This window comes from Pelagibius sp. Alg239-R121, assembly GCF_947331435.1.
In the GTDB taxonomy this organism is placed as follows: Bacteria; Pseudomonadota; Alphaproteobacteria; order Kiloniellales; family Kiloniellaceae; genus Denitrobaculum.
Map to the genome: position 1 here is coordinate 33827 of NZ_CAMZOF010000018.1, position 20873 is coordinate 54699.

Genomic DNA, 20873 nt, shown 5'->3' on the forward strand with positions numbered 1-20873 from the left:
CATGCAAGCTTTTCTTGATCGCCAATCTGTGGAGTTAAACCGGATACTAGGAGCCAAGAATCTGCTGGAGTGTGATTCTCTTTGGGTCAGAATCAAAGCTGCGACAGGCGATAAACATTCTTCGTTAAGAAGGACTCAGAACGCCGTGCGAAACCTGTACCCCGAATTGGATACTTACGTTTGGCGATATGGCAGTCGAAATGCCGGAACTTCAAAAATATCTGAATACAAGAGGAGTTTTGGCGACTTTCCGAGCTTAAAGCATCAAGTTGTGTATAAGAAAGATAGATCACATGAAAACTTAATCAACTCAAGTATAAACGGTAATGTCTTTGTTAAGGCGTACTCAGATATCGCTAACGCAAATAATATTTCGAATTTAGATATTAAAAATTTGGTGGAATGGTCGTATTTTGGTCGCAGGTCTTTATTTTTCTTTGTTGAAGAAGGATCTGAGGGGAAATTGTCAGAATTTGAAGATTTTTTGTTCCAAATATTTTGTAAATACCATGTGACAAAATTCGATTTTGCAAGTTGTATATTACCCTCAATTCAAGCTGGCGGGATTGTTAGTCTTGTTGTTGAAGATTTCGACACTGATCGATCACTAGTATTATTGGACAGTAAAAGTCGCTTGCCCAAGATATTCGAGGATCTGTCCGCAAATCAGCGCGAGAACATTGTTGATTCAAACTATTTCACCAATTCTAAGATGAACGAATTTTCGTTACCATTGATACGCTAGCGCATTTTTCGATCATTCGCGGTCATATCCTGTGGCCGCAAAGTAGTTTTGGCATTCGGCTGGGGCGAATGTGTCGATTTCTCTGGCGATGACGTCCCAGAGGTCGTTGATTTTTCGCGCGGCAGCTTTCTTGAGGAACGCCTTGAGCTTCGAGAACGCCATCTCGATGGGGTTGAAGTCGGGACTGTCGGGCGGCAGGAAGTACAACTTGGCTTCGTCCGCTCGATAGCCTTGCGCACAGCAATCGGGGTTGTCACAGTAACCCCGAGGTGACGACTGCTACGCTATCATTAGCTGATGAACAGGGTCTCATATTGTCGCCACCGATTTCCGTCCGGGGTCATCCAGCAGGCTGTCTTGCTCTATTTCCGATCCCCCCTGAGTTTTCGAGATGTCGAAGACCTTCTCGCCAAGCGCGGAATTGACGTTTCTTATGAGACGGTTCGACGCTGGTCGCTGAAGTTTGGTTTGTCTTATGCCCAAAGTCTCAGGCGGATGCGCCTGCAACCTGGTAAACGCTAGCATCTCGTCGAAGTGTTCGCATCCATCAATGGTAAGCGCGTTTATCTCTGGCGGGCCGTTGATAGTGAAAGTGAGGTTCTGGATATCCTGGTTCAATCTCGTCGTAACAGAAAAGCCGCGCTGAAACTTATGCGCAAGCTGCTCAAGTCACAGGGGTTTGTGCCCGATCAATTCGTCACTGAAATTGCCTGTGCCCATAATGGCCTCCTTACCTCAAACTTAGGGAAGAAGGTGTCTATGAATCTAGGGGCTATTCACTATCGGGTAGGCCATGCTTTATGAACACAATGAGGAAGCCTTATGAGCGAAAATGACTTAGGTCGGTCTGAACTTCTTGCACTAACCGGTGAAGTCGTATCGGCGTATGTGTCCAACAATTCCGTTGCCAGAACCGATCTTCCGGGTGTGATCACCAACGTTTTTGAAAGCTTGAGTGGGCTTGTCAATTCTACCGGTCCTGAGCCCACGCCGCCGACACCGGCTGTGTCCGTCCGAAAGTCTGTCACCGAGGATTACCTCATCTGTCTTGAGGACGGGAAAAAGTTCAAAATGCTAAAACGGCATCTCCGTACCGCCTATGGCATGACGCCAGAAGAGTATCGGGCGAAATGGAATCTGTCGGCTGACTATCCAATGACGGCTCCGGCCTATGCCCGCGAACGCCAGAAAATCGCTAAAGAAAACGGCCTTGGGCACAAGCTCCGCGCAAAAAAACAAAAGCTCGGTGACACTCCGGCATAAGAAAGTGTGTTGCCGCATTCGGCCAGAGTAGATCCATTCTGGCACATGACCTCTGTTAGGGCTATGCGTAAAGATCAGGCAAAAGAGCTCCGAGAAAAACGCGATCAGAGCACCCTAATCCGCGATCTCATGGCCCACTACGGCCTCTCAAAGGCCATCATCTACAGATATCTCGATAAGATGATCGACCAATAAACCGACTTCTTACACATGCTCTACAAAAAGACCTCTAGCCAGCACTTGATGTAGATTACGCCGCTTTGACCGCTGTCAGGAACTTATCCACTTCGTTACGCAGCAATTCGGTTTGCTGTGAGAGTCCCTTCGAGGCATCCAGGACTTCGCCTGCGGCATTGCCGGTCTCGACACTGGCCTTGCTGGTCTGGTAAGCGAGGTTTTTGACCTCCGAAGCGACGATGGCAAAGCCCTTACCGGCCTCACCGGCACGGGCCGCTTCGATCGTGGCGTTCAAAGCCAATAGGTTCGTCTGTTCGGCGATGTCGTTGATCAGGTTGATCACCTCGCCGACTTTCTGCGACGCCTGGACCAGACTTTGGACTTTCTGGGTCGCCTGCTCGGCTGCATTGACTGCCGCCCTCGCCGTGCTTGACGAAGTGGCGACCTGGCTCGAGATCTCCGTGATGGAAGCGGAAAGCTCTTCCGACGCCGCAGCCCCAGTTCCGCCGTTTGCCCAACACCCCATGTCTCAGCGCTACCTTCAAGCTTTAGCGTCGAGGCTATCTACGCAGTTCATTCAACAATTTCGCGTGCAGTCACTCCCAGTTAAACTGTTCGGAGACTTTTCCGATGGCTGTCAAACGGCGTTGCCAAGTTGTTTCCCGGTTGTGAGCTGAGTATGCGTTTCGCATGAACACCTCAACGTCAATGCCGGCCAACGACCTACCGGTGTTTCTACGCGACGTCTGGAACAAGGCCTGAAGCCTGCCGACGAGATCCGCCGGCGCGACCTGCCGGGGGATTTCTTCGCTCAGGCCGCGTCCCGATCCTGCTGCGGCAGGAGGCCGGCAATCAGGGCGCGTGTTTCCTCGCCGCCCTCGAAGCTGATGTGCACGCCCTTACGCGAACTTTCGACGACCGTTGCCGGTATCTTTTCCGACAGGTTGCCGATTTTGACGGTCAGACGCTCGCCAACCGAAATTTCACCCTCGCAGGTGAGCAACGCGCCACCAAGGGAAAGATCCTTGATCTGCCCACGGGTGTTGACGCCGTTACCTTCGAGCGTAATCGGCCAGCTTCCGGCCTGCCGCACATCCTTGCGCCGGTTGCCGACGGCAGATTCTCGAAGCTCCTTAAGGACTTCTCCCATCTGTCTGTCCAGGTTGTCGATGTTGGTAAGGGTTCCTTCGGCGCTGGTCATCACGTTTTGCGAATGATCGCTCACCTGCTTGGATTCCTCGGAAACATCGGATATCTGCCCGGACACTTCGGACATGTGGCGAACGGTGGACTGGACCGATTCGCTGATCTCCTGGGTCGCCTGACTCTGCTGCTCCACGGCTTCGGAGATGGTCTCGGAAATGCTATTCACTTCCTTGATCGTTTCGCTGATCACGCGGATCGCCTGCACGGCGCCCTCGGTTTCGGTGCGAATGGCTCCGATCTGACTGCCGATCTCTTCCGTCGCCTTGGCGGTCTGCGTGGCGAGGTTCTTGACCTCGGAAGCGACCACGGCAAAGCCCTTACCCGCATCACCGGCCCGGGCGGCTTCGATCGTGGCGTTCAGCGCCAGCAGATTGGTCTGCTCGGCAATATCTTGAATCAAACTGATGACATCGCCGATCTTCTGCGCCGCATCGGCCAGTCCGCCGACGGTTTCATCGGTCCGGGTTGCTTCCTCCGCCGCTTTTTGGACGATGCTGGAAGACTGTCCGACCTGACGGGTAATCTCACTGATGGAGGCGCTGAGTTCTTCGGCAGCAGAGGCAACAGTTTGAATGCTCTCGCTGGCTTGGCTGGCTCCGTCGGCAACGGTCGACGCGCGCTGGTTCAACCGTCCAACAATCTCACCCATTCCAGATGACGACTCTTTCATGTCTTTGGCTTGAACGGTGGAACTCTCGACGGCGGCCTTCACTTCCTTGTCGAGCCGTTCGGAGATGGTAAGAAGCTCGGTTTTCAGCTTTTCATCGTTGGCTCGTTTACGCTCTTCCTCCTCGTCTCTCATACGCCCGACTTCCTTGGCATTGGCCTTGAAGACCTCAACGGCTTCTGCCATATCGCCGATTTCGTCCTGACGCCCGATGGAGGGCACTTCCGTCTCCAGATCGCCGTCCGCGAGTTCTTTCATGGCAGAGGTCATGCGGTTGATCGGACTGGTCACTCTGAAGATCACAACCCATGCAGACACAGCACCGACCGCCAGTATGGCAGCCAGAAGGATAACGTCGAATATGAGAGTGCTGGTGGCGGCGCTCTGCGACGATTCCGCGAGCGAACCCGTGACGGCACTTACTGCTGTCTGAATCTTCAGCAGACTGTCGATAGCGGTTGTCGCGGCGGCGATCCACTCAGGACCGGCCATGGGATAGGCCGAGGTCGAGGTCGCCTCATCGTAGCGTTCCTCCCGGACACTTTGATAGATTTCGAAAAAACTCGCCTGCACCTGCGATACTGCCAGCTTGATTTGAGCCGGCAGCGCAGGATTGCTGGCAGCAAGTCGAGTCGCGTCCCAGGCGCTCTCAACCCGGCCATTATACCTGGACAAAGTTTGAAGCTGTGCGGCGCTGATTGGAGCGCGTGCGCCGATGATACCACCCATGATGGCACGTTCGCGGCCGGCGTATTCGGCCATGCCCCAGACATTGTGGCGCAGTGACACAAAGACACCGAGCAACGAATCGACCTCGGCAAAGTGCTCGACCGCAGCCAGCATCAGGTTCTGGCTCTGCACGATCAACTGAGACGCCGCAGGGACCCAGGCAGAAAGAAGTTCCTTGGGGCGCTGCTCTTTAGCCTGCGAAAGCGCGCCATCCGCCTGACTCCGCAGAGCGACGATCTGGGCGTATGCTTCCTTCACCTCGGCAATCAGTTTGTCTTTGCCGTCGAAATCCCGCCACGCCGACAACTGCTTCATTGCTGCGTCGAAAGCCTGATCGGCATTCTGCCGTCGGGTCCTAATTTTTTCCAGGGCGGCCTCACCAGCCACTGAAACGGACTGGAGAGCGCCGTTGGTGACTCCTCGTTCGACCGCCCAGTTTCCCGCGGCCTTCATCAAATTGTCGGTCAGCTCCTGCCCTTCCAGGCCAACTCCGTGGGCGCGCCAGGAGGCGGAAACCGCAGCGTCCAACGCGAGTAGTGTATCAATCGCCGCCGTCGCGGCATCGATCCATTCAAGCGCCGTCATGCCATAGGCCGCGCTGTTGGTCCCGGCTTCATAGACCGCTTTACGTGTTGTCTGATAAGAGCCGAAGAAGTTGCCTTCGGCCTCTCGAATGGCTTCGACGATGGTTGCCGGCGTTCCCGGCGCATCTGAAACACCACGCACGGTATCCCAGGCGGCTTCGACCTGCCCACGGAACCCACTGAGTTTGCGAAGCTGCGCCGCCGTCATGCGTTTTTCGCCGGCAACCAGACCGCCGATGATCGCGCGCTCACGCCCGGCATATTCGGACATGACCCAGGAAAAGTGCTTCAGCATGGCGAGCTGGCCGATCTGATCACCGCCCGTTTGGACTCTGGAAACCGCGACCCGCAGATCCTTGCTCTGCATAATCAGGCCGGTCATATTCGAGACCCAGTCACTCAGGGCATCTGCGCTGCGGTCCGCTTTATCCTGACCCAGGGCCACATCGATTTTCTGACGGAAAGCGACGATATTTTTGTAGGCTGCTTCCGTCTCTTTGCTCAACGCCCGCTGATCCGCATAAAGATCGTGAGCCTGAATCTTCTCCATAGCTTCCAGAAAAGCGGCATCGGCTGTCTTACGTCGCGAAGCGATCTTGTTTCTGGCTTCATCGGAGGCAGGCTTCACATTAGCCAATGCCGCGTTTGTCGCGCCGCGCTCCACGGCCCAATTGCCGGCAGAGATGACAAGCAGGTCGGCCAGAGCATTGCTGTCGGAAATCTGCTCAGCAAGCTGCCGGTCGCTTATCGCGGAAAACATGGCCGAGGTGGCGAAGGATGCAACCGCAATAATCAAAATTGAGCAGATCGCGATCAGGCTATTACGGATAGTGAAAATACGTGCGGACTTCATAACAATTTCCCCGAGAGAAACAAAGTAAGTCTACACTTTCGGTAAATTTCGCTTTCAAATAGTAAATGTCGGTACTTATTTTTCAAATACACCAGAAGAGACTAATTAATTGTAATCAATTATCTATTAACAGGATAGTTCATCACTTAAATAGTGAATTTACTTACTTGTAATGTGCCAATTTTTAGAAACCAGGGGCGCCACTCTTTCTCCTCGGAGCAAAAGCTTCGTCACGTGTTGCCGCTGCGCGGTTACCCGGCTTCGCTTCGTTCGCCGGTGTCGCGATCTGGGCTTCCCATTCAGCGGTAACCGACACTGCTCGATCTGTCGAGCAATGCAACGAAGCCCTGCACGATGTCAATGAGATTAGCCAACGTCATCTTGACGGTGTTCGCACTCGACTATCGGACCTGCAAAAACTCGAAGCCGCGCTTGTTCACCTGGTTCATGAATGCGCGCGCTCGAAGTGCCCTGCCCTGAAACAACTGTTCGCCGACTAGTTGGTTTAGTAAAGAGAACTGAATGCTGCCCTTCACCGCAACGCATAAAATGAATTAGAAGGGCTCTTCCGCTTACTGGATTATACCGTCCGGGTTTCGTCGAGCACGCGAATGAGTCCGTAAATGCTCTTCTTGATTTCAGTAGAAGATATAGCTTCGAACTGGCGCGCCAACCGAGATACCTCTGTCGGCCTTTTCGCATCCTGTGCAGCGCCCTGCTTATAGCCGGCGAAAAATGCCTCGATGTTGGTCTCAAGCACGGCGGCAAGCTGATAGAGCCGGCCGGCGCTGACCCGGTTCTTGCCGTGTTCATATTTCTGCAGCTGATGAAACGAAATCCCGAGCTGGCGTGCAACCTCCTGCTGCGTAAGGCCGACTTCCTTGCGGAGGATACGTATTCTGGCTGCGACGTGCGCGTTGATCGAAGTTTGAATTTCTGAAGACATGTCGGTTCCACCTTGCGCCTGATCGTTATTTCTGGAGCCAGAAAAATGCGTATCAGCCGTTCGTTATAAGTTCAGAGGGCGATTCACGTTCATGACTCTTCTCCGTCACGAACGGTCGCTCTCACTCCTATGCCAACCAGGCCGCATGAGCTTATCGCTCGTTGTGTCGCGGCTCGGATCAAAGCATCAGTTCGGTGGCACGAATCTATGGAAGTCGCATGTTCACAACACAACGGCTGGGTATGTCCCGGCGCGTCTGATTGCAATCGTATTCATAATTATGCAAACAATTTGTTAACGCTAAATTCTCATGCCGGCCGACGCGCCTCAAGAGCCCGCGGCGCGCATCTTCAACGGTTCTTCGTCCCGCAGGTGGCTATCGTCGTCCGGTGCCCAGGTATCCGGATCCGGATACCACGACTCAACGACATGCCGATCCTGAAGCAGCAAGTTGATCGACCGCGAGCCGCAGGCGCTGCAGACGATCTTCTCGCGCAGCTCCCGTACGTTCACGAAGGGCGAGAGGGCAGGGCGGTTGATCAGGTCATTGGGATCTATGTGGTTCTTGTGGCGGCAATCTTCGCACCAGGCGCTTAGAATGATATTGGCGTCTGCCATCGCGCCGAGGGTCCAGTAATCCACTATGCGGACCTTTCCTTGTATTCAGCTATCCGCCGGGAGATCGTTGACTTGTTCACGCCTAACACCTCCGCGACCTCTTCGTAGGTCGGTAAGCTGCCGTCCTTGTGGGGTGTCTCCAGCAGCTTTACAGCCATCTCGACCTGTTTATCTCCGAGCTTTCGCTTGCGGCCGAATTTGGTGCCCTTGGCCTTGGCCGCCTCCAGTCCGCGCAGGGTCCGCTCGCGAATGAGATTCCGTTCCAGCTCGGCGAAGGCGCCGGCGATTGGAAAAATCGCCTTGCCGGTCGCGCTGCTTGGATCGATACCGTCCGATAGGGATTGAAAGGCAACCCCTCGCCGTTCCATGTCCTGAATGAAGTCCAGCAACTCGACCGTCCTGCGGCCGAGACGATCCAGTTTCCAGACCACGAGGGTATCGCCTTCGCGCAGGCGGGAGAGAGCCTTCTCCAATTCTGGTCGGATCACCCGGCCGGACGAGATCTTCTCGCTGTAGACCTCGTCGCAGCCTGCTTCCTGAAGAGCCTTCAGTTGAAGATCCAGATTCTGCTCATGGGTCGATACGCGCGCATAACCGATCTTCATGTTGCATAACTCATTTTCCTTCTTACAAATGCAACATTATATATGCAACCTACTTTCGCAACAACATAAATCGCAGCTTTCTGCCGGAAATCGGTTTCTCTGCAAGCCTTGCGAAAACGACCGATTACGACTTAGAGATATTTCGCAAAGATTCCTATTGCGAGTGCCAGAAACGAAATATACCCTCATAGGTGCAGTTGGCATTTTACAGCGAGATGCTGATTGGCGAAAGCAGCCGGACCTCAGGAGCCTCCTAGGTCTGGCTTCTTTTGGCACGGGCTCAGGGACTAGCGGGCTGATGCCGGGTTGGGAAGAATCCTACGCTAGCAAAAGCGACCGTTAATGATGAGCGCAGCGAAGGTAGGAGCAGAGCTGATTTTGTTGAAGAAACTCTCGGATCGTTACAGCCCCTTTTTCCTGACGGCGCTACAGGCGTTCGCGGGGGTAGTGCTGTTTTTCCTGATGTTGTGTCGGAGCGAACAATCTACGGCCTTTCTGGAGCTGATGGTGGCAATGATCATCGCGGGCGTGCTGGTGTGCGAGCTTGGGAACAAATTCTTGACGAATCCGTTCGCAGACGACCGCTAAAAGTCACGCACTTAGGAGACACGCGTCAGAGGCACTGGAAGCGCGCTTCTGTCCGTTCATGAGCACGACGTTAAACAAACAAATCACCTGAGAATGACCAAAATGCAAGTTGCTGAAGAAATCGCACGTGACCGCAGTTCTGTGTCGCGGCCTCCGGCAGAAAACCTAACGCCGAAGGTCAAACGCGTTTTGGCAACCTTGGAACTGACGGATCGGGAGATCGAAATTCTACGGCCTGCCAAAATCGAACATGTTGCTTGGAATCCCGAGACGCCAGTCGATGATCTGCTGGATTCGGGGGTGAGCATGCTGGTGACCGAGCATTTTCCGCCTGCTGAGACGATTGCGCGCTGGCGTTCACGTGCCAAGGGGCCGTTGATCGTTGCCATTCTGCGACATTCGGTGTCAGCACCGGTCGTGAACAAGGAAGATGTGGTCTATGACAACTTGATCTGCTGCTTGTTCGACCGCAAGACGTTCCCGTTGCACCAGGCACTGTGCCAAGCCGAACATGCGCGTACTTTCGAGGCACGGTATTTGCCCGCGCCTTACATTCAGGCCACCGATCCGGCCAAGGGCAAGCGTGTTGCAGTTGTTGGGGCAGGGATTGTCAGCTTGATTGCAGCGCTGGAATTCGCGCGAGCGGGTTATGCGGTCGAGGTCTTCGAAAAGAGCCCTGATCCAAGAGCGCTTGGCGACTGGCGGCGGATGGGATGCACGCACGGAGGCGAGAGCGTTCGCATGTTTTCGCTGACCGAATGCGACATCTATCAGGACCGCAACAGCGATGGGCAGGGTCGCGTGAATGGTTTTATTGATACAGGCCTAGAGCGGATGGGCTGGGGCCTCGGGGCCGAGAGCGAGTTCGACGCGGAAGACCATCAATGGAAATCCGAGTTCCGGGATGTGCCGATTTTTCTGGCAGAGCATTACAACGAGGATGTCTTTGATCTGAACCACGAAAGCTATCGGCTGTGGGGCGCGATGATGGAGGCCACGCCGAATCTGTTCGAGGGGGTTGATCTGACCGAGGGATTGTTGCGAATCTGCCGGACCGAATCCTACCACGACAAGCAGTTGCGGCGGCAAAAGCATGTTCGGGCCTTTGTGCGCGAGCTTGACCGAGAGTGTCTGATTGAAGCCTACCCGGCGCTGGCGACGGGTTGCGCGAATGACGAGATCTTTGGTGGCATCGAAGTGGAAGGCTTCACACTGAACATCCAGCGTTTCGTGCGCCACGTTCTGACCGAGGCCGAGGCGCTGGGCGTCGTGTTTCATTGGAGCTCACCCGTTGCACGCATCGAGCGGCAAGGCAGTGTCATTGCAGGCCTAGTCGTGGCCGGAACGCTTCGGAAGTCGGATCATTACTTTGTCTCGCCCGGTCCTTATGTTCATGGTCTGCTGGACCCAACGCAATCGCGCGGGTCGGTACACGGCATTCTCGGGGCCTGGATTTCAGTTCCGAATGTCGCTCCTAAGCTTCAACGGTCTATGAAGATCGCGCGCGAAGGCCACATCGCAAGCTGCGGGAATATTATCATTAACGAGGACGATGCGGGTAACGAACGGCTCGTCTTCGGGTCAGGTTTTGGCTATCTGGGCCAGCGTCCGGAGAACATTGACCACGCACGGTTAGCGCGGCTGTTTCATTCGATGCAAGATTACGTCGGACAGCTTTTTCCTGAGGCGCTGGAAATGGCGCGGGCCGACGGATCGCTTGAAGCACAACGCAAGTATTGCATTCGGCCGTGGACCCCGACATGCCTTGGCATTTTCGAAATACAGGAGGCCGAAACAGGCTGTTTGGTCGTGGCGACGGGCCACAATACAGGCGGCTTTTCGCAAAGCACAAGCGTGGCCAAGGCCGCCCTGGCCGCGATGCGCGGCGACGTGCACCCTATGCACAGTCTTTATGCTCCTAAGCGCTTTCGCTCGTTCTGGTAAATGATCGGACAACGACGTATGACAACACCTCGCCTTTCTGACGACCGATTTCGCGCCATCGCAAACGAGTTCGGGACACCCTGTTGGGTCTATGACCGAGAGGAGATCGACAAACGCCTCAACAGGCTACAGGCGATGGAGGGTTTTACCAAGATCCGGTATGCACAGAAAGCTAATTCGAACACACACCTACTGCGGCATCTGAAGTCGCGTGGGGTTGTGGTGGACGCGGTGTCGCTGGGCGAGATTGAGCGCGCGGCGGCCGCGGGCTATGCGCTAACGCCGCAATCGGACGACGTGGTTTACGCGTCAGACATTTTGGATCATGGCGAGATGGCGCGGATTTCCGAAACGGGAATCGCGGTGAATGCAGGCTCGCCGCAGATGCTGGAGCAGATCGGATCGCACAGCCCCGGCCATCGGGTCTGGCTGCGGATCAACCCCGGTTTCGGAAGCGGGTTCAGTCGCAAAACAAACACGGGCGGCGAGTTCAGCAAACACGGAATCTGGCACGGTGATCTGGCACAGTGTTACCAGATGATCGAGGACTATGGGTTAACTCTCGTTGGATTGCACATGCATATCGGATCGGGCGCGGAAGAGGCCGTCTTGCGGCGCGTCTGCGAGGCGATGGTGGCCCAAGTCAAGGCGTGCCCTTTCGATCTGGAAGCGGTGTCGACCGGAGGTGGTTTGCCCATCACGCACCGCGCGGAGGACGTGGAATTCGACGCGCCGGCCTATGGCCAAGTCTGGAGCGCGGCGAAGTCCGAAATCGAGGCGTATTTGGGACACAGGATCGAATTGGAGGTCGAGCCGGGGCGCTACGTCATTGGCAACTCGGGCTATTTGCTGAGCGAAGTGCGTGCCAAGAAGCAGATGGGCGAGAACCAGTTTGTCTTGTTGAACGCAGGGTTCAACGACCTTGTGCGTCCGGCGATGTACGGCGGCTATCATCAACTCAATATCATTCCGCGTAACGGAAACGGGCGTCCGAATGCGACGCGTAAGACAATCGTGGCGGGGCCTTTGTGCGAAGCAGGTGATGTCTTTACGCAGAATGCGGACGGGGTGGTTGAGTTCTGCGATCTGCCAGAGCCGAGCGTTGGCAGTCTCGCGGTGTTCTCGGATTGTGGGGCCTATTGCGCGAGCATGAGTTCGAATTACAACAGCCGGACCCTTGCGCCTGAAATCCTGGTCGAGGGCGAAAGCCAGCGGATCATTCGCAAGAGACAGAATTTCGATGATCTTCTAAGCCTGGAGGATGTTTGAGCCTTGGGGCTGGGCGCGCATAAGACGGGGTTCGTCTGGAACGAGCGGTTCATGTGGCACATCACCGGGATCGCGGCAGGCGTTGTGCCGGCTGGCGGTTTCGTGGAGCCAGGACTGTTCCATATCGAAAATGAAACAGCCAAGCGGCGCATTCGTAACCTTTTGGATGTGTCGGGACTTTTGGGCCAGCTTGAACAGATTGAAGCAGAGTCGGCACAGCTTCAAGACCTGCGGCGCGTGCATACAGACGCCTATTTGGAGCGGTTTCAGGCGCAGAGTGCGGCGGGCGGCGGCGAGGTGGGCGAAAAGGCCGTTGTGGGACCTAACTCATGGGAGATTGCGCGGCTTGCGGTGGGCGGATGCTTGCGAGCCGCAGATGCGATTCTGGACAGGCGCGTTGCCAACGCCTACGCGCTGGTTCGGCCCGCAGGGCACCATGCTGAGCCTGACCAGGGGCGCGGGTTTTGCCTGCTATCGAACGGATGCATCACGGTAGAATATCTACGGGCTGTGCACGGTGTTGAACGCATCGCGATTGTCGATTGGGATGCTCATCATGGCAATGGAGCGCAGAAGCTGTATTACGCGGACGAACGGGTGCTGACAATCTCGGTCCACGAAGTGTCAAATTTCCCCGTCGATTCTGGCGAATTGGCCGAAACCGGGCAGGGTGAGGGCGCGGGTGCAAATATCAACGTGCCTTTGCCGCCCGGAACCGGACACCATGCCTATCTTGCAGTGGCGGAGACGGTGATCGCGCCTGCTTTATCCCGATTCCGGCCTGATTTCATCTTGGTGTCGAGTGGTTTTGACGGCTCGCTCTACGACCCGCTGGCACGCCAGATGGCGATGTCCGAGACCTATCGCGCCCTGAGCGCGACTGTCCGCGCCAGCGCAGAGGCATTGTGTAATGGGCGATTGTTAATGCTGCATGAAGGCGGATATTCGGAATTCTACACGCCGTTTTGCGGGCTTGCCGTGCTTGAGGCGCTTTCGGGCATCCGGACCGAGGTGGAAGACCCGTTCCTGGCCCATTTGAGCAAACCTGTGCATAGCATCCGAGACGAGCAAGCGGCAGTTATCGAGGCCGCTGCCGCGCTTGCTGCACAGGTTCCAACCACCACACTGAGACGAAAGAATACACATGATACATCAAATCAACGTTCGTGAAGCCACGCCCGATGACATTCCCTTGATCGCGGAGCTGATCCTCGATCTTGCGGAATACGAAAAATTAGCCGATTTGATCTCCTACAACCATGAAGACATTCGCAGGGCACTGTTCTCGGATAGCCCTGATGCCGAAGTGCGGATCGGCGAAGTGGATGGAAAGCCGGAAGGATTTGCCTTGTTTTTCCACAATTACTCAACCTTTCTGGGGCGCAGGGGGCTTTATCTGGAAGACTTGTTCGTGCGGCCTGAAGCGCGCGGCAAAGGACTCGGCAAACGATTGTTGGTCGAGTTGGCGAAAACGGCCAAGGCGCGGGATTGTGCGCGGATGGAATGGTTTGTATTGGATTGGAACGTGCCCTCTATCGAGTTCTACAAATCGCTCGGCGCGCAGCCGATGGAAGGCTGGAAGATCTTCCGGCTGACCAGTGACAATATCAGTGCCCTTGCGGGATTGTAGCAAGTTGCATGCGGCCGAGGTGCCATTGCCGGCTTTCCGTCCGATCCGTCGGGCGCGGTCGGATGAATTCGAGGCGCTGGCGGCGCTTGAACGCGCGGCCTTCACAATCCATGGGACAGCGTTTTATCCGCTGGCCGATATTGAATGCGCGCTGGAGCACTTCGAAGGGTTGCAGCGCAGGCTGATCGAAGAGGGCCACTATTTCGTGATCGAAACTGAAACAGGGACTCTTGCTGCTTCGGGCGGCTGGTCACGAAGCGAGCTTGAATACTTACAAGCCTCGCCCGCGCCGGATCGGGGCAAAACCGGCGTTGTGCGTTGCGTCTTTGTCGCGCCGCCCTTTGCCGGTTTAGGCCTGGCTAGGGACGTGATGCGCCATGTCGAAGTAGATGCAATGTCAACGGGCATGGCGCAGCTTACGCTGACGGCGTCAAAAACGGCAGAGGCTCTCTATCGGAAGGCCGGATATTCTGCGGACACACCACTGTATATTCGTCTGCCGAATGGAAGCGATTTGCCGCTATTCCCGATGAGAAAGCAACTTGGCCTTTCAGAGGTGTAAGCCCTGTGTATGACATAATGATCTCCGCACGCAACACACGGCTGTTTTATGGCTGGTATATTGTCGGCGCTGTTTTCCTACTGTCGGGAACGGCGGCGGGACTGATCTATGCGTTCTCGGTCTTCTTTGAGGAGATCTCACACAGCTTTAACGCATCACGGGCGGAGGTGTCGTTGATTTTTTCGGGGGCCGAGTTCGTATGGTTCCTGTCCGGCTTTTTGGGTGGCTATCTGGCTGATCGTTTCGGCCCAAGGCGCGTGGTCCTGGGCGGGGCGCTTCTGATGGCGGCAGGGCTGTTTTTGGCCAGCCAAGCGACGACGCTTGCAGGAATCGTGCTGGCCTATGCCATTGGCGTGGGCATTGGCGGGGGGTTCATCTACATACCCGCGATCAGCCTTGTACCACGTTGGTTCAGGCGGCGCCGTGGTTTGGCGAGCGGCTTCGCCATTTGCGGTGTCGGGGCTGGGACCTTTGCCTTTCCCATCTTGGGGAAAATCCTACTGGACCGCATGGGTTGGGACGGCGCGCACGTGGTGTTTGCTGGCATTGCGGTTGCCATTTGCGGAAGCATGGCGTTTTTCCTGATCACATCGCCTGCAACAGTGGGCCTGGGGCCGGATGGCGATCCGGTGAGGCAGGACGAGGCCGGTGCGCCGGCAGTCAGCGGCTATACCCTGGGCGAGGCAATCCGCAGTCGCGCCTTTTGGCAGTTTTACGTGGCTTGTCTTTTGACCTCGGCAGTGATTTTCACAACCTATGTGCATCTGATCCCGTATGCGATTGATCATGGGAATGATCGCACCGGCAGTGTTGCGCTGTTGGGCGTTGTGGGCGTGGCGAGCATCGCGGGGCGGTTTCTGTTTGGTGGGCTTTCGGACCGGATCGGGGGCAAGCGTACAATCAGCCTGATGTCATTCGGTATGGCCGCCGCGGTGGCCTGGTGGCTACTGAGCCCGCCGAGCCTGGGATTCCTATACGTTTACACGGTCATATTCGGCGCGTTCTATGGCGGCTACATTTCTGTACTGCCGGTTCTGGCGATGATCTTTTTCGGCGGGCGGCATCTGTCGACAATCATCGGCGCCCTGTATACCTCGTGGGGGGTCGGCGCGCTGATTGGGCCGACGATGACGGGGTATTTCTTTGATGTGACGCAGGATTATTCGACGGGGTTTGTCACGCTCATCATCTTCCTGTGCGTGGCTTCCGCTATTTCATTCTTCGTTCGGGATCACGCGGAAAGCTTTTAAGGGGTTGGTTGCGGGGGAACGCTCTTTCGTTATCTCTCAGATCTGGCTTCAATGCGGCGAAGAGGCATTCCAAAAGCCGTCATTTCAGAGGAGAGGTCGTGTTATGGGCAGTTCGCTGGTATTGCCGGTATGGGATCAGCTACCGCGATCTTGAACAGATGATGGCCGAACGCGGCGTGCGCGTTGATCACACCACGATCTACCGGTGGGTTCAAACCTATGCTCCTGCAATGGAAAAACGGCTGCGCTGGCAATGGCGCCGACCAGCTTCGGGCAGTTGGCGGGTCGATGAAACCTACATCAAGGTCCGCGGAAAATGGACATATCTCTACCGGGCGGTGGACAAATTCGGCAACACCATCGACTTCTATCTCTCTCCCACACGGAATACCAAGGCGGCGAAGCGGTTCCTTGGCAAAGCCTTGAGAGGTCTGAAAGACTGGGAAAAGCCCCATACAATCAATACCGACAAGGCGCCGACTTATGGCGCGGCCATTTCCGAGCTGAAAACCGATGGCAAATGCCCCGAAGAAACCGAGCATCGCCAGGTGAAGTATCTTAACAACATTGTCGAGGCCGATCACGGCAAGCTGAAACAGCTGATCCGGCCGGTGCGTGGTTTCAAAACGTTGAAGTCCGCCTACGCGACAATCAAAGGGTTCGAAGTCATGCGTGCCCTGCGCAAGGGTCAGGCTGGCATGTTCAATTTCTCAAACGATGTCCTCGGTGAGACACGTATTGTCGAGAGAGCCTTCGGTATCGGTCCATGTGCCCTGTCTGAGGCGATCACAATGCTCGAAAACCATCTTCAGGACGCCAAAGCTTAAGTAAGAGCCCCGGAAGGGGCGGAATATGTCCAAATGCAACATTTGCAACAGAGCCCCAGTGTTCCTCCTCGCTATTTACGGTAAGGGCACTAAGGCAAATCTCACCAAAGCAGAGAAGAACGAGCTCGCCAAAGTCTTGCCGCTTATAGCGGATGCATACAGGAAAAGAGCTCGTGAGGCGGCGCGAAAATTAGCGCGACGCAAGAAGCGAAGAAAGGAATGACAATGACCTTTGGTAAAGAGCTGATCGACAGCGCGAATGAAGCTTTGAAGATAGCGAAGGCCGAAGCGAAGCCCGCGGGTGTTTTTGTGCCGGAAACCGTTGACGTGGTGGCGATCCGGAAAAAACAGCGTCTAACGCAGAAGGCGTTTGCTGAGCGATATGGTTTGTCGATTGGAACTGTTAGGGATTGGGAACAGGAGCGGCGTGCTCCTGACCGCGCAGCCTTAGTGCTGCTATCGGTGATTGATCGTGAACCAGACGCCGTTGCTCGCACGATATCGGGAAAATAAAAAGGCCGCGATGTTGATAGCCGAACATGCGGAAGCCGGATCTTGGGAACCAGGTCCGGCTTCTTTCGTTATGGCTACTGGGAGAAAGAGGGCAGCTGCGGCCCGGGATGAAAAGCCACCTCACAAATTCGAACGCAGAAAGGCCAGATGATCCATTTAGAACATCTGGCCTCGCGCTTTTAAGAAGTGAAGACACATTCTGACCAAGGAGCAAATCTCCACTGATTAGAGTATTTCAGAGAAGGTTTATCAAAATCTTACCTGATTTCTCAGCCCAACATGCAGCTTCGTCCACGCAGGGCCAGTTCGTCGATCGTGCAGCAAAGGGCAGGGGTGCGGATCCAGCCTCGCTATATCTGACGATGGCGGCCGTGCTGGCTGGACAGGCTGTCTCGACGTTACGCAGGTCGGAAAAGCCTGACGGCCAATCCTACGGCAACCAGAGCGGCGCCCAGGGCAAGAAGCAGAAATCCGATCGGAAGGAAAAGGCTTTCCTGCAGCACGCCTTCGGCGTCGACGTAGCCTTAGAAGATGTTCTCGAGCAACAGCGAGATCGCGCTGGCGACGAGGGCAGCAATGCCGGCCATCTGAATTTTGGGTCTATCGGCATAAAGGAACGCGAGGTCCCACAAGACTGGTTGCAGATCGCAGAGGGTTCCTGCCACCAGAATTCTAGGTAAGACGGCCATAGGAGAGCCAGACAAACAGGATATGAAGCGCCGCTCTGCCTGCTTGTCCGCCAAACGAACCTCTGACGGACACGAGAAGTCCTGTCCGAAAGGTGGATAAAAGATGCGAAAACGGACAATTTGAAAGGCGGACAACCAGACGGACGACAAGCCCCTGAAATTCAGCGTCGAAACACAGCGCCCGCGCAGGGGGCTTCAATAACCTCTTTTCTCTGAAAATTCAGGTGCGTATCTGATCCGGTGTGGGACTTCGCGTTCCTTTATGCGGACGTACCCAATGCTCGACTCAATCATCGTACCCGAAAATCGTTCGCAGCGCCCAGTTCCCTAATCTTGATGTGACTTCTCGCATGAACTTAATGATTTGTAAACGAACAATGTTTAAACATATATATAGTTGTATAAACAAATTCCGACGCGCGATCACAGATGACTGTCTTCCAGAGACAGTGTGCGGTGGTTTTTGCGCGAGAAATTGGAGAGCGCTAAATGAAAAACATTCTTACTAAGTTCTTATTCGCTGTTGCGATTCTCGTCGCGCCAGCAGCCGCCAACGCTGCTTTCGTAGCCCCGGACACAATCGAGGGCACTACAATGGTGAGCCCGGAAGAAGCCAAGGCCCTGTACGATCGCGGCGTCCCCTTCGTGGATGTGCGCGGCGATGCCGATTTTGATGGCGGCCGGGTCCCGGGCGCTTACCACATGCCGCTCAAAAGCAATTTCTCCGAGGAAACCCTGGTCGCTGAACTCGGTGGCAAGGACAAGGAGATGGTTGTCTACTGCAACGGCGTGAAATGTGGACTCTCTGCGAAGGCATGCGAGCAAGCCGTAGCTTGGGGCTTCACCAAGGTCTACTACTTCCGCGAAGGTTACCCGGGTTGGAATGACGCCGGTTATCCCGTCGAATAATTTTTTCTTCTGTATTCTTTTCCGGGGGCCATTCCTATGCTTCTGAGAACACGTATTGTTCTGGCAGCCATGTTGTCTATGGGCACGGTCATTGCCGGCCTTTCTATCGGTCAGTATTTCCTCCTGAAGGAAGAGCGGTCCCGGTTTGAGACGACGGCGATCAATGGAAGCGAGAAGCTCTGGAGCAAGATTGCAGGCGAAGCACTCGTGCGCATGCGAGGGCTGACCAAAAACGTCACGCGAAATCGTGACGCTTTGTCGGCTCTCGCCGCGGGAGACGATGAGGCGTTGAAGGATGGCTTGATTGGCACCTTCAATCGGCTCGCCACCTCGGGAATTATTGACGGCCTCGTCATTACGGATATTGACGGCGCTGTCAGAGCAGTGTTTCCGGAAGACGCCTTCGACGCCTCCAACCAGACCTTAGTCGCCGAATCGCTTTCGAGCAATAAACAAACAACGGGGCTGACGCGATTTGCAGATGGCAAATTGGCCTATGCTCTGTCCATGCCGCTGCTTGCCAATCGGAAGAAGGCCGGAGCGGCGATGTTCATACGGCTTCTCACGCCCTTATCCGAAGAAATGAAGCAGAACACCGGTGCGGAGATTTCGATCTTCCCGTCGAGCTCCGATGCCGCTATCACAACCTCCGACGAGTTCTTGGATGCCGTGACCCCCGATCTCGATCTGAGACAAGAACGCGCGCTTGTACCCAGCGAGTTCACGGACCGTTATCTCGAAACCGCCATCTTTTCTATAACGGGATTTAATGGAAGCAACCTGGCGCACGTCGCCGTGACGTCCGACGTTACAGAGTCCGCCAACCGGAAAGCCCTGGTCGAATGGGTGACCTTCGGTAGTGTCCTTGCCGTCGTCATGTTGGCCGGCTTGCTTTTATTCTTTTACCTGCGCAAACAGTTTGGAAAACTTTCTTACAGCGTTCACGCATTGGAGGCATTGTCCAACGGACAAATCCCCAAGGTGCCAGAAGTAAAAGGTAAGGACGAGATTGCAGCGATCACGCACGCTCTGCAACGCTTTAAGGCACAAACCCTCAGGATGCGCTCTTTTGAACAGGAACAGCACAACTTGAGGCAAGAGGCTGAAGCAGAAAGCCGTGGCCGTATTGAGCGCATGGTATCCGAGTTTTATAATTCGGTTCAGGTTATCATTGAGTCGGCTGCCAGTGCGTCTGATGACATGCAAAATGCGTCGGATACAATGAGCGGAAATGCTCGTGACACCGGTGAAAAATCAAAGACCGTGGCACAAGCAAGTGAAGACGCGTCTGGAAATGTCCAAACGGTCGCAAGCGCCGCCGAAGAATTGTCGGCTAGCGTGGAAGAAATTGGCCGCCAAGTCTCGACTTCGTCCGAGGTCGCTAAGCAAGCTGTGCGTGAGGTCGAGTCGACGGATCAACGCATGAAAGAACTTTCAAGTGCGGCCGACAAAATCGGTCAGATCGTCAATCTGATCCAGGACATTGCGGAACAAACAAACCTTCTAGCCCTCAATGCAACCATCGAAGCCGCCCGCGCCGGAGATGCCGGAAAAGGGTTTGCCGTGGTAGCGAACGAAGTTAAGAACCTGGCAAATCAGACCGCAAAAGCAACTCAGGACATTTCTACTCAAGTTAGCGACATGCAGGGTGCTACCGGCCATGCGGTTGAAGCGATCCAAGGGATTGGTACGACGATCGAAACAATGGTCAAAGCCACCGAAACCATTTCTTCTACGGCGCAGGAACAGGGTCATGCGACGCAGGAGATTGCTGCAAGTGTCGCCCGAGCGTCCGATGGCACTCACGAGGTTGCCGAGCAAATCGGCGCTGTCGCAAATACAGCGAAGCTCACAGAAGAGCAGTCTCAGGCCGTCTACAACAACGCTGTGGACTTAGCGGACAAAGTCAAGAGGTTGAAAAGCGAGGTGACAGACTTCCTCGACCGGGTGAGAAATGAAAGCGGCGAAAGAAGGCAATTCACAAGAAAAACTCTCTCCGTTTTGTGTAAGCTTGTTGTGGACGATGCCTCCCATTCTGCAACCCTGGTAGATTTCAATCCCGTTTCGGCAAAAGTTTCTGTCTCGGCGCCCGTCGCCCTAGGCGCAGTGATGAAAATTCATTGTGACGAAGTGCACTCAATAGAATGCACTGTTTCAAAAATTACTGATGATAACGCCATTGTCGTTGACTTCACTGGATCAGACGAAGCAAAGCACAATTTCTTAAACTATCTGAACTCAAGGTCCGACAGCATGAAAGAAAACGCGGCGTAAATTTTGCGCATGCGTTTTGGTGACG

General features: G+C 55.0%; 20 protein-coding genes and 2 pseudogenes. 14 read left to right on the forward strand and 8 right to left on the reverse strand.

Translation table 11 applies throughout. From position 1 onward, the window contains the following. Window position 1: 1 nt before the first annotated feature. The gene (locus QMZ18_RS35325; protein ID WP_282611157.1) at window positions 2-745 is read left to right on the forward strand and encodes a hypothetical protein; all 744 of its coding nucleotides are present in this window, start codon (window positions 2-4) and stop codon (window positions 743-745) included. 12 nt (window positions 746-757) lie between these two features. Here QMZ18_RS35325 and QMZ18_RS35330 read toward each other — a convergent pair. Beyond that, window positions 758-958, reverse strand: a pseudogene (locus QMZ18_RS35330) (IS630 family transposase); the annotation flags it as partial. A 321-nt stretch (window positions 959-1279) separates the two neighbouring features. Between QMZ18_RS35330 and QMZ18_RS37165 the strand changes: the two are divergent. Together QMZ18_RS37165 and QMZ18_RS35340 are read left to right on the forward strand one after the other, a co-directional pair. After that, complete coding sequence (locus tag QMZ18_RS37165; protein WP_367575970.1) at window positions 1280-1549, forward strand: DDE-type integrase/transposase/recombinase; 270 nt, start codon at window positions 1280-1282, stop codon at window positions 1547-1549. An 18-nt stretch (window positions 1550-1567) separates the two neighbouring features. Then, entirely contained in the window at window positions 1568-2008 is a 441-nt protein-coding gene (locus tag QMZ18_RS35340; protein ID WP_282611158.1) for a MucR family transcriptional regulator, read from the forward strand. A gap of 250 nt (window positions 2009-2258) precedes the next feature. Here QMZ18_RS35340 and QMZ18_RS35345 read toward each other — a convergent pair whose 3' ends face one another. The 5 genes from QMZ18_RS35345 to QMZ18_RS35365 form a co-directional block, all read right to left on the reverse strand. Next, the gene (locus QMZ18_RS35345) at window positions 2259-2711 is read right to left on the reverse strand and encodes a methyl-accepting chemotaxis protein (protein WP_322097644.1); all 453 of its coding nucleotides are present in this window, start codon (window positions 2709-2711) and stop codon (window positions 2259-2261) included. Window positions 2712-2996: 285 nt separating this feature from the next. After that, a complete protein-coding gene (locus tag QMZ18_RS35350; protein ID WP_282611159.1) occupies window positions 2997-6224 on the reverse strand; it encodes a methyl-accepting chemotaxis protein in 3228 nt (1075 codons plus the stop codon). Window positions 6225-6804: 580 nt separating this feature from the next. Next, a complete protein-coding gene (locus QMZ18_RS35355) occupies window positions 6805-7170 on the reverse strand; it encodes a helix-turn-helix domain-containing protein (protein WP_282611160.1) in 366 nt (121 codons plus the stop codon). A 327-nt stretch (window positions 7171-7497) separates the two neighbouring features. Then, on the reverse strand, window positions 7498-7812 hold the full coding sequence (locus QMZ18_RS35360) for a hypothetical protein (RefSeq protein WP_282611161.1): 315 nt from the start codon (window positions 7810-7812) through the stop codon (window positions 7498-7500). After that, window positions 7812-8393 (reverse strand): recombinase family protein, encoded by a 582-nt coding sequence (locus QMZ18_RS35365; RefSeq protein ID WP_282611162.1) that lies wholly within the window; start codon window positions 8391-8393, stop codon window positions 7812-7814. Before QMZ18_RS35365 ends, QMZ18_RS35360 begins: the two co-directional genes overlap by 1 nt. Window positions 8394-8735: 342 nt before the next feature. Here QMZ18_RS35365 and QMZ18_RS35370 point away from each other — a divergent pair, with 342 nt between their 5' ends. The 9 genes and pseudogenes from QMZ18_RS35370 to QMZ18_RS35410 all read left to right on the forward strand — a co-directional run bounded on the left by QMZ18_RS35370 (window position 8736) and on the right by QMZ18_RS35410 (window position 16976). Continuing rightward, a complete protein-coding gene (locus QMZ18_RS35370) occupies window positions 8736-8981 on the forward strand; it encodes a hypothetical protein (RefSeq protein WP_282611163.1) in 246 nt (81 codons plus the stop codon). A gap of 306 nt (window positions 8982-9287) precedes the next feature. Beyond that, the gene (locus QMZ18_RS35375; RefSeq protein WP_282611164.1) at window positions 9288-10925 is read left to right on the forward strand and encodes an FAD-binding oxidoreductase; all 1638 of its coding nucleotides are present in this window, start codon (window positions 9288-9290) and stop codon (window positions 10923-10925) included. An 18-nt stretch (window positions 10926-10943) separates the two neighbouring features. After that, the gene (gene lysA, locus QMZ18_RS35380) at window positions 10944-12194 is read left to right on the forward strand and encodes a diaminopimelate decarboxylase (RefSeq protein WP_282611165.1); all 1251 of its coding nucleotides are present in this window, start codon (window positions 10944-10946) and stop codon (window positions 12192-12194) included. Between the two features lie 3 nt (window positions 12195-12197). After that, complete coding sequence (locus QMZ18_RS35385) at window positions 12198-13364, forward strand: class II histone deacetylase (RefSeq protein WP_282611166.1); 1167 nt, start codon at window positions 12198-12200, stop codon at window positions 13362-13364. After that, window positions 13339-13824, forward strand: a complete 486-nt coding sequence (locus QMZ18_RS35390; protein ID WP_282611167.1) for a GNAT family N-acetyltransferase — start codon at window positions 13339-13341, stop codon at window positions 13822-13824. Before QMZ18_RS35385 ends, QMZ18_RS35390 begins: the two co-directional genes overlap by 26 nt. A gap of 4 nt (window positions 13825-13828) precedes the next feature. Continuing rightward, entirely contained in the window at window positions 13829-14386 is a 558-nt protein-coding gene (locus QMZ18_RS35395) for a GNAT family N-acetyltransferase (RefSeq protein ID WP_282611168.1), read from the forward strand. Between the two features lie 5 nt (window positions 14387-14391). Continuing rightward, window positions 14392-15636: an MFS transporter gene (locus QMZ18_RS35400; RefSeq protein WP_282611169.1), complete on the forward strand. Its 1245-nt coding sequence runs from the start codon at window positions 14392-14394 to the stop codon at window positions 15634-15636. A 77-nt stretch (window positions 15637-15713) separates the two neighbouring features. Continuing rightward, window positions 15714-16463: pseudogene (locus QMZ18_RS35405) on the forward strand (IS6 family transposase); the annotation flags it as partial. Window positions 16464-16688: 225 nt separating this feature from the next. Continuing rightward, window positions 16689-16976: a DNA-binding transcriptional regulator gene (locus QMZ18_RS35410; protein ID WP_282611170.1), complete on the forward strand. Its 288-nt coding sequence runs from the start codon at window positions 16689-16691 to the stop codon at window positions 16974-16976. Window positions 16977-17374: 398 nt separating this feature from the next. Here QMZ18_RS35410 and QMZ18_RS37170 read toward each other — a convergent pair whose 3' ends face one another. Both QMZ18_RS37170 and QMZ18_RS37175 read right to left on the reverse strand, forming a co-directional pair. Continuing rightward, window positions 17375-17479: a hypothetical protein gene (locus tag QMZ18_RS37170; protein WP_367575971.1), complete on the reverse strand. Its 105-nt coding sequence runs from the start codon at window positions 17477-17479 to the stop codon at window positions 17375-17377. A 21-nt stretch (window positions 17480-17500) separates the two neighbouring features. Continuing rightward, complete coding sequence (locus tag QMZ18_RS37175) at window positions 17501-17665, reverse strand: hypothetical protein (protein WP_367575972.1); 165 nt, start codon at window positions 17663-17665, stop codon at window positions 17501-17503. Between the two features lie 489 nt (window positions 17666-18154). Between QMZ18_RS37175 and QMZ18_RS35420 the strand changes: the two genes are divergently transcribed. Further along, entirely contained in the window at window positions 18155-18574 is a 420-nt protein-coding gene (locus QMZ18_RS35420) for a rhodanese-like domain-containing protein (RefSeq protein WP_282611172.1), read from the forward strand. Between the two features lie 36 nt (window positions 18575-18610). After that, window positions 18611-20848 (forward strand): methyl-accepting chemotaxis protein, encoded by a 2238-nt coding sequence (locus QMZ18_RS35425; RefSeq protein WP_282611173.1) that lies wholly within the window; start codon window positions 18611-18613, stop codon window positions 20846-20848. The last annotated feature ends 25 nt before the right edge of the window (window positions 20849-20873 follow it).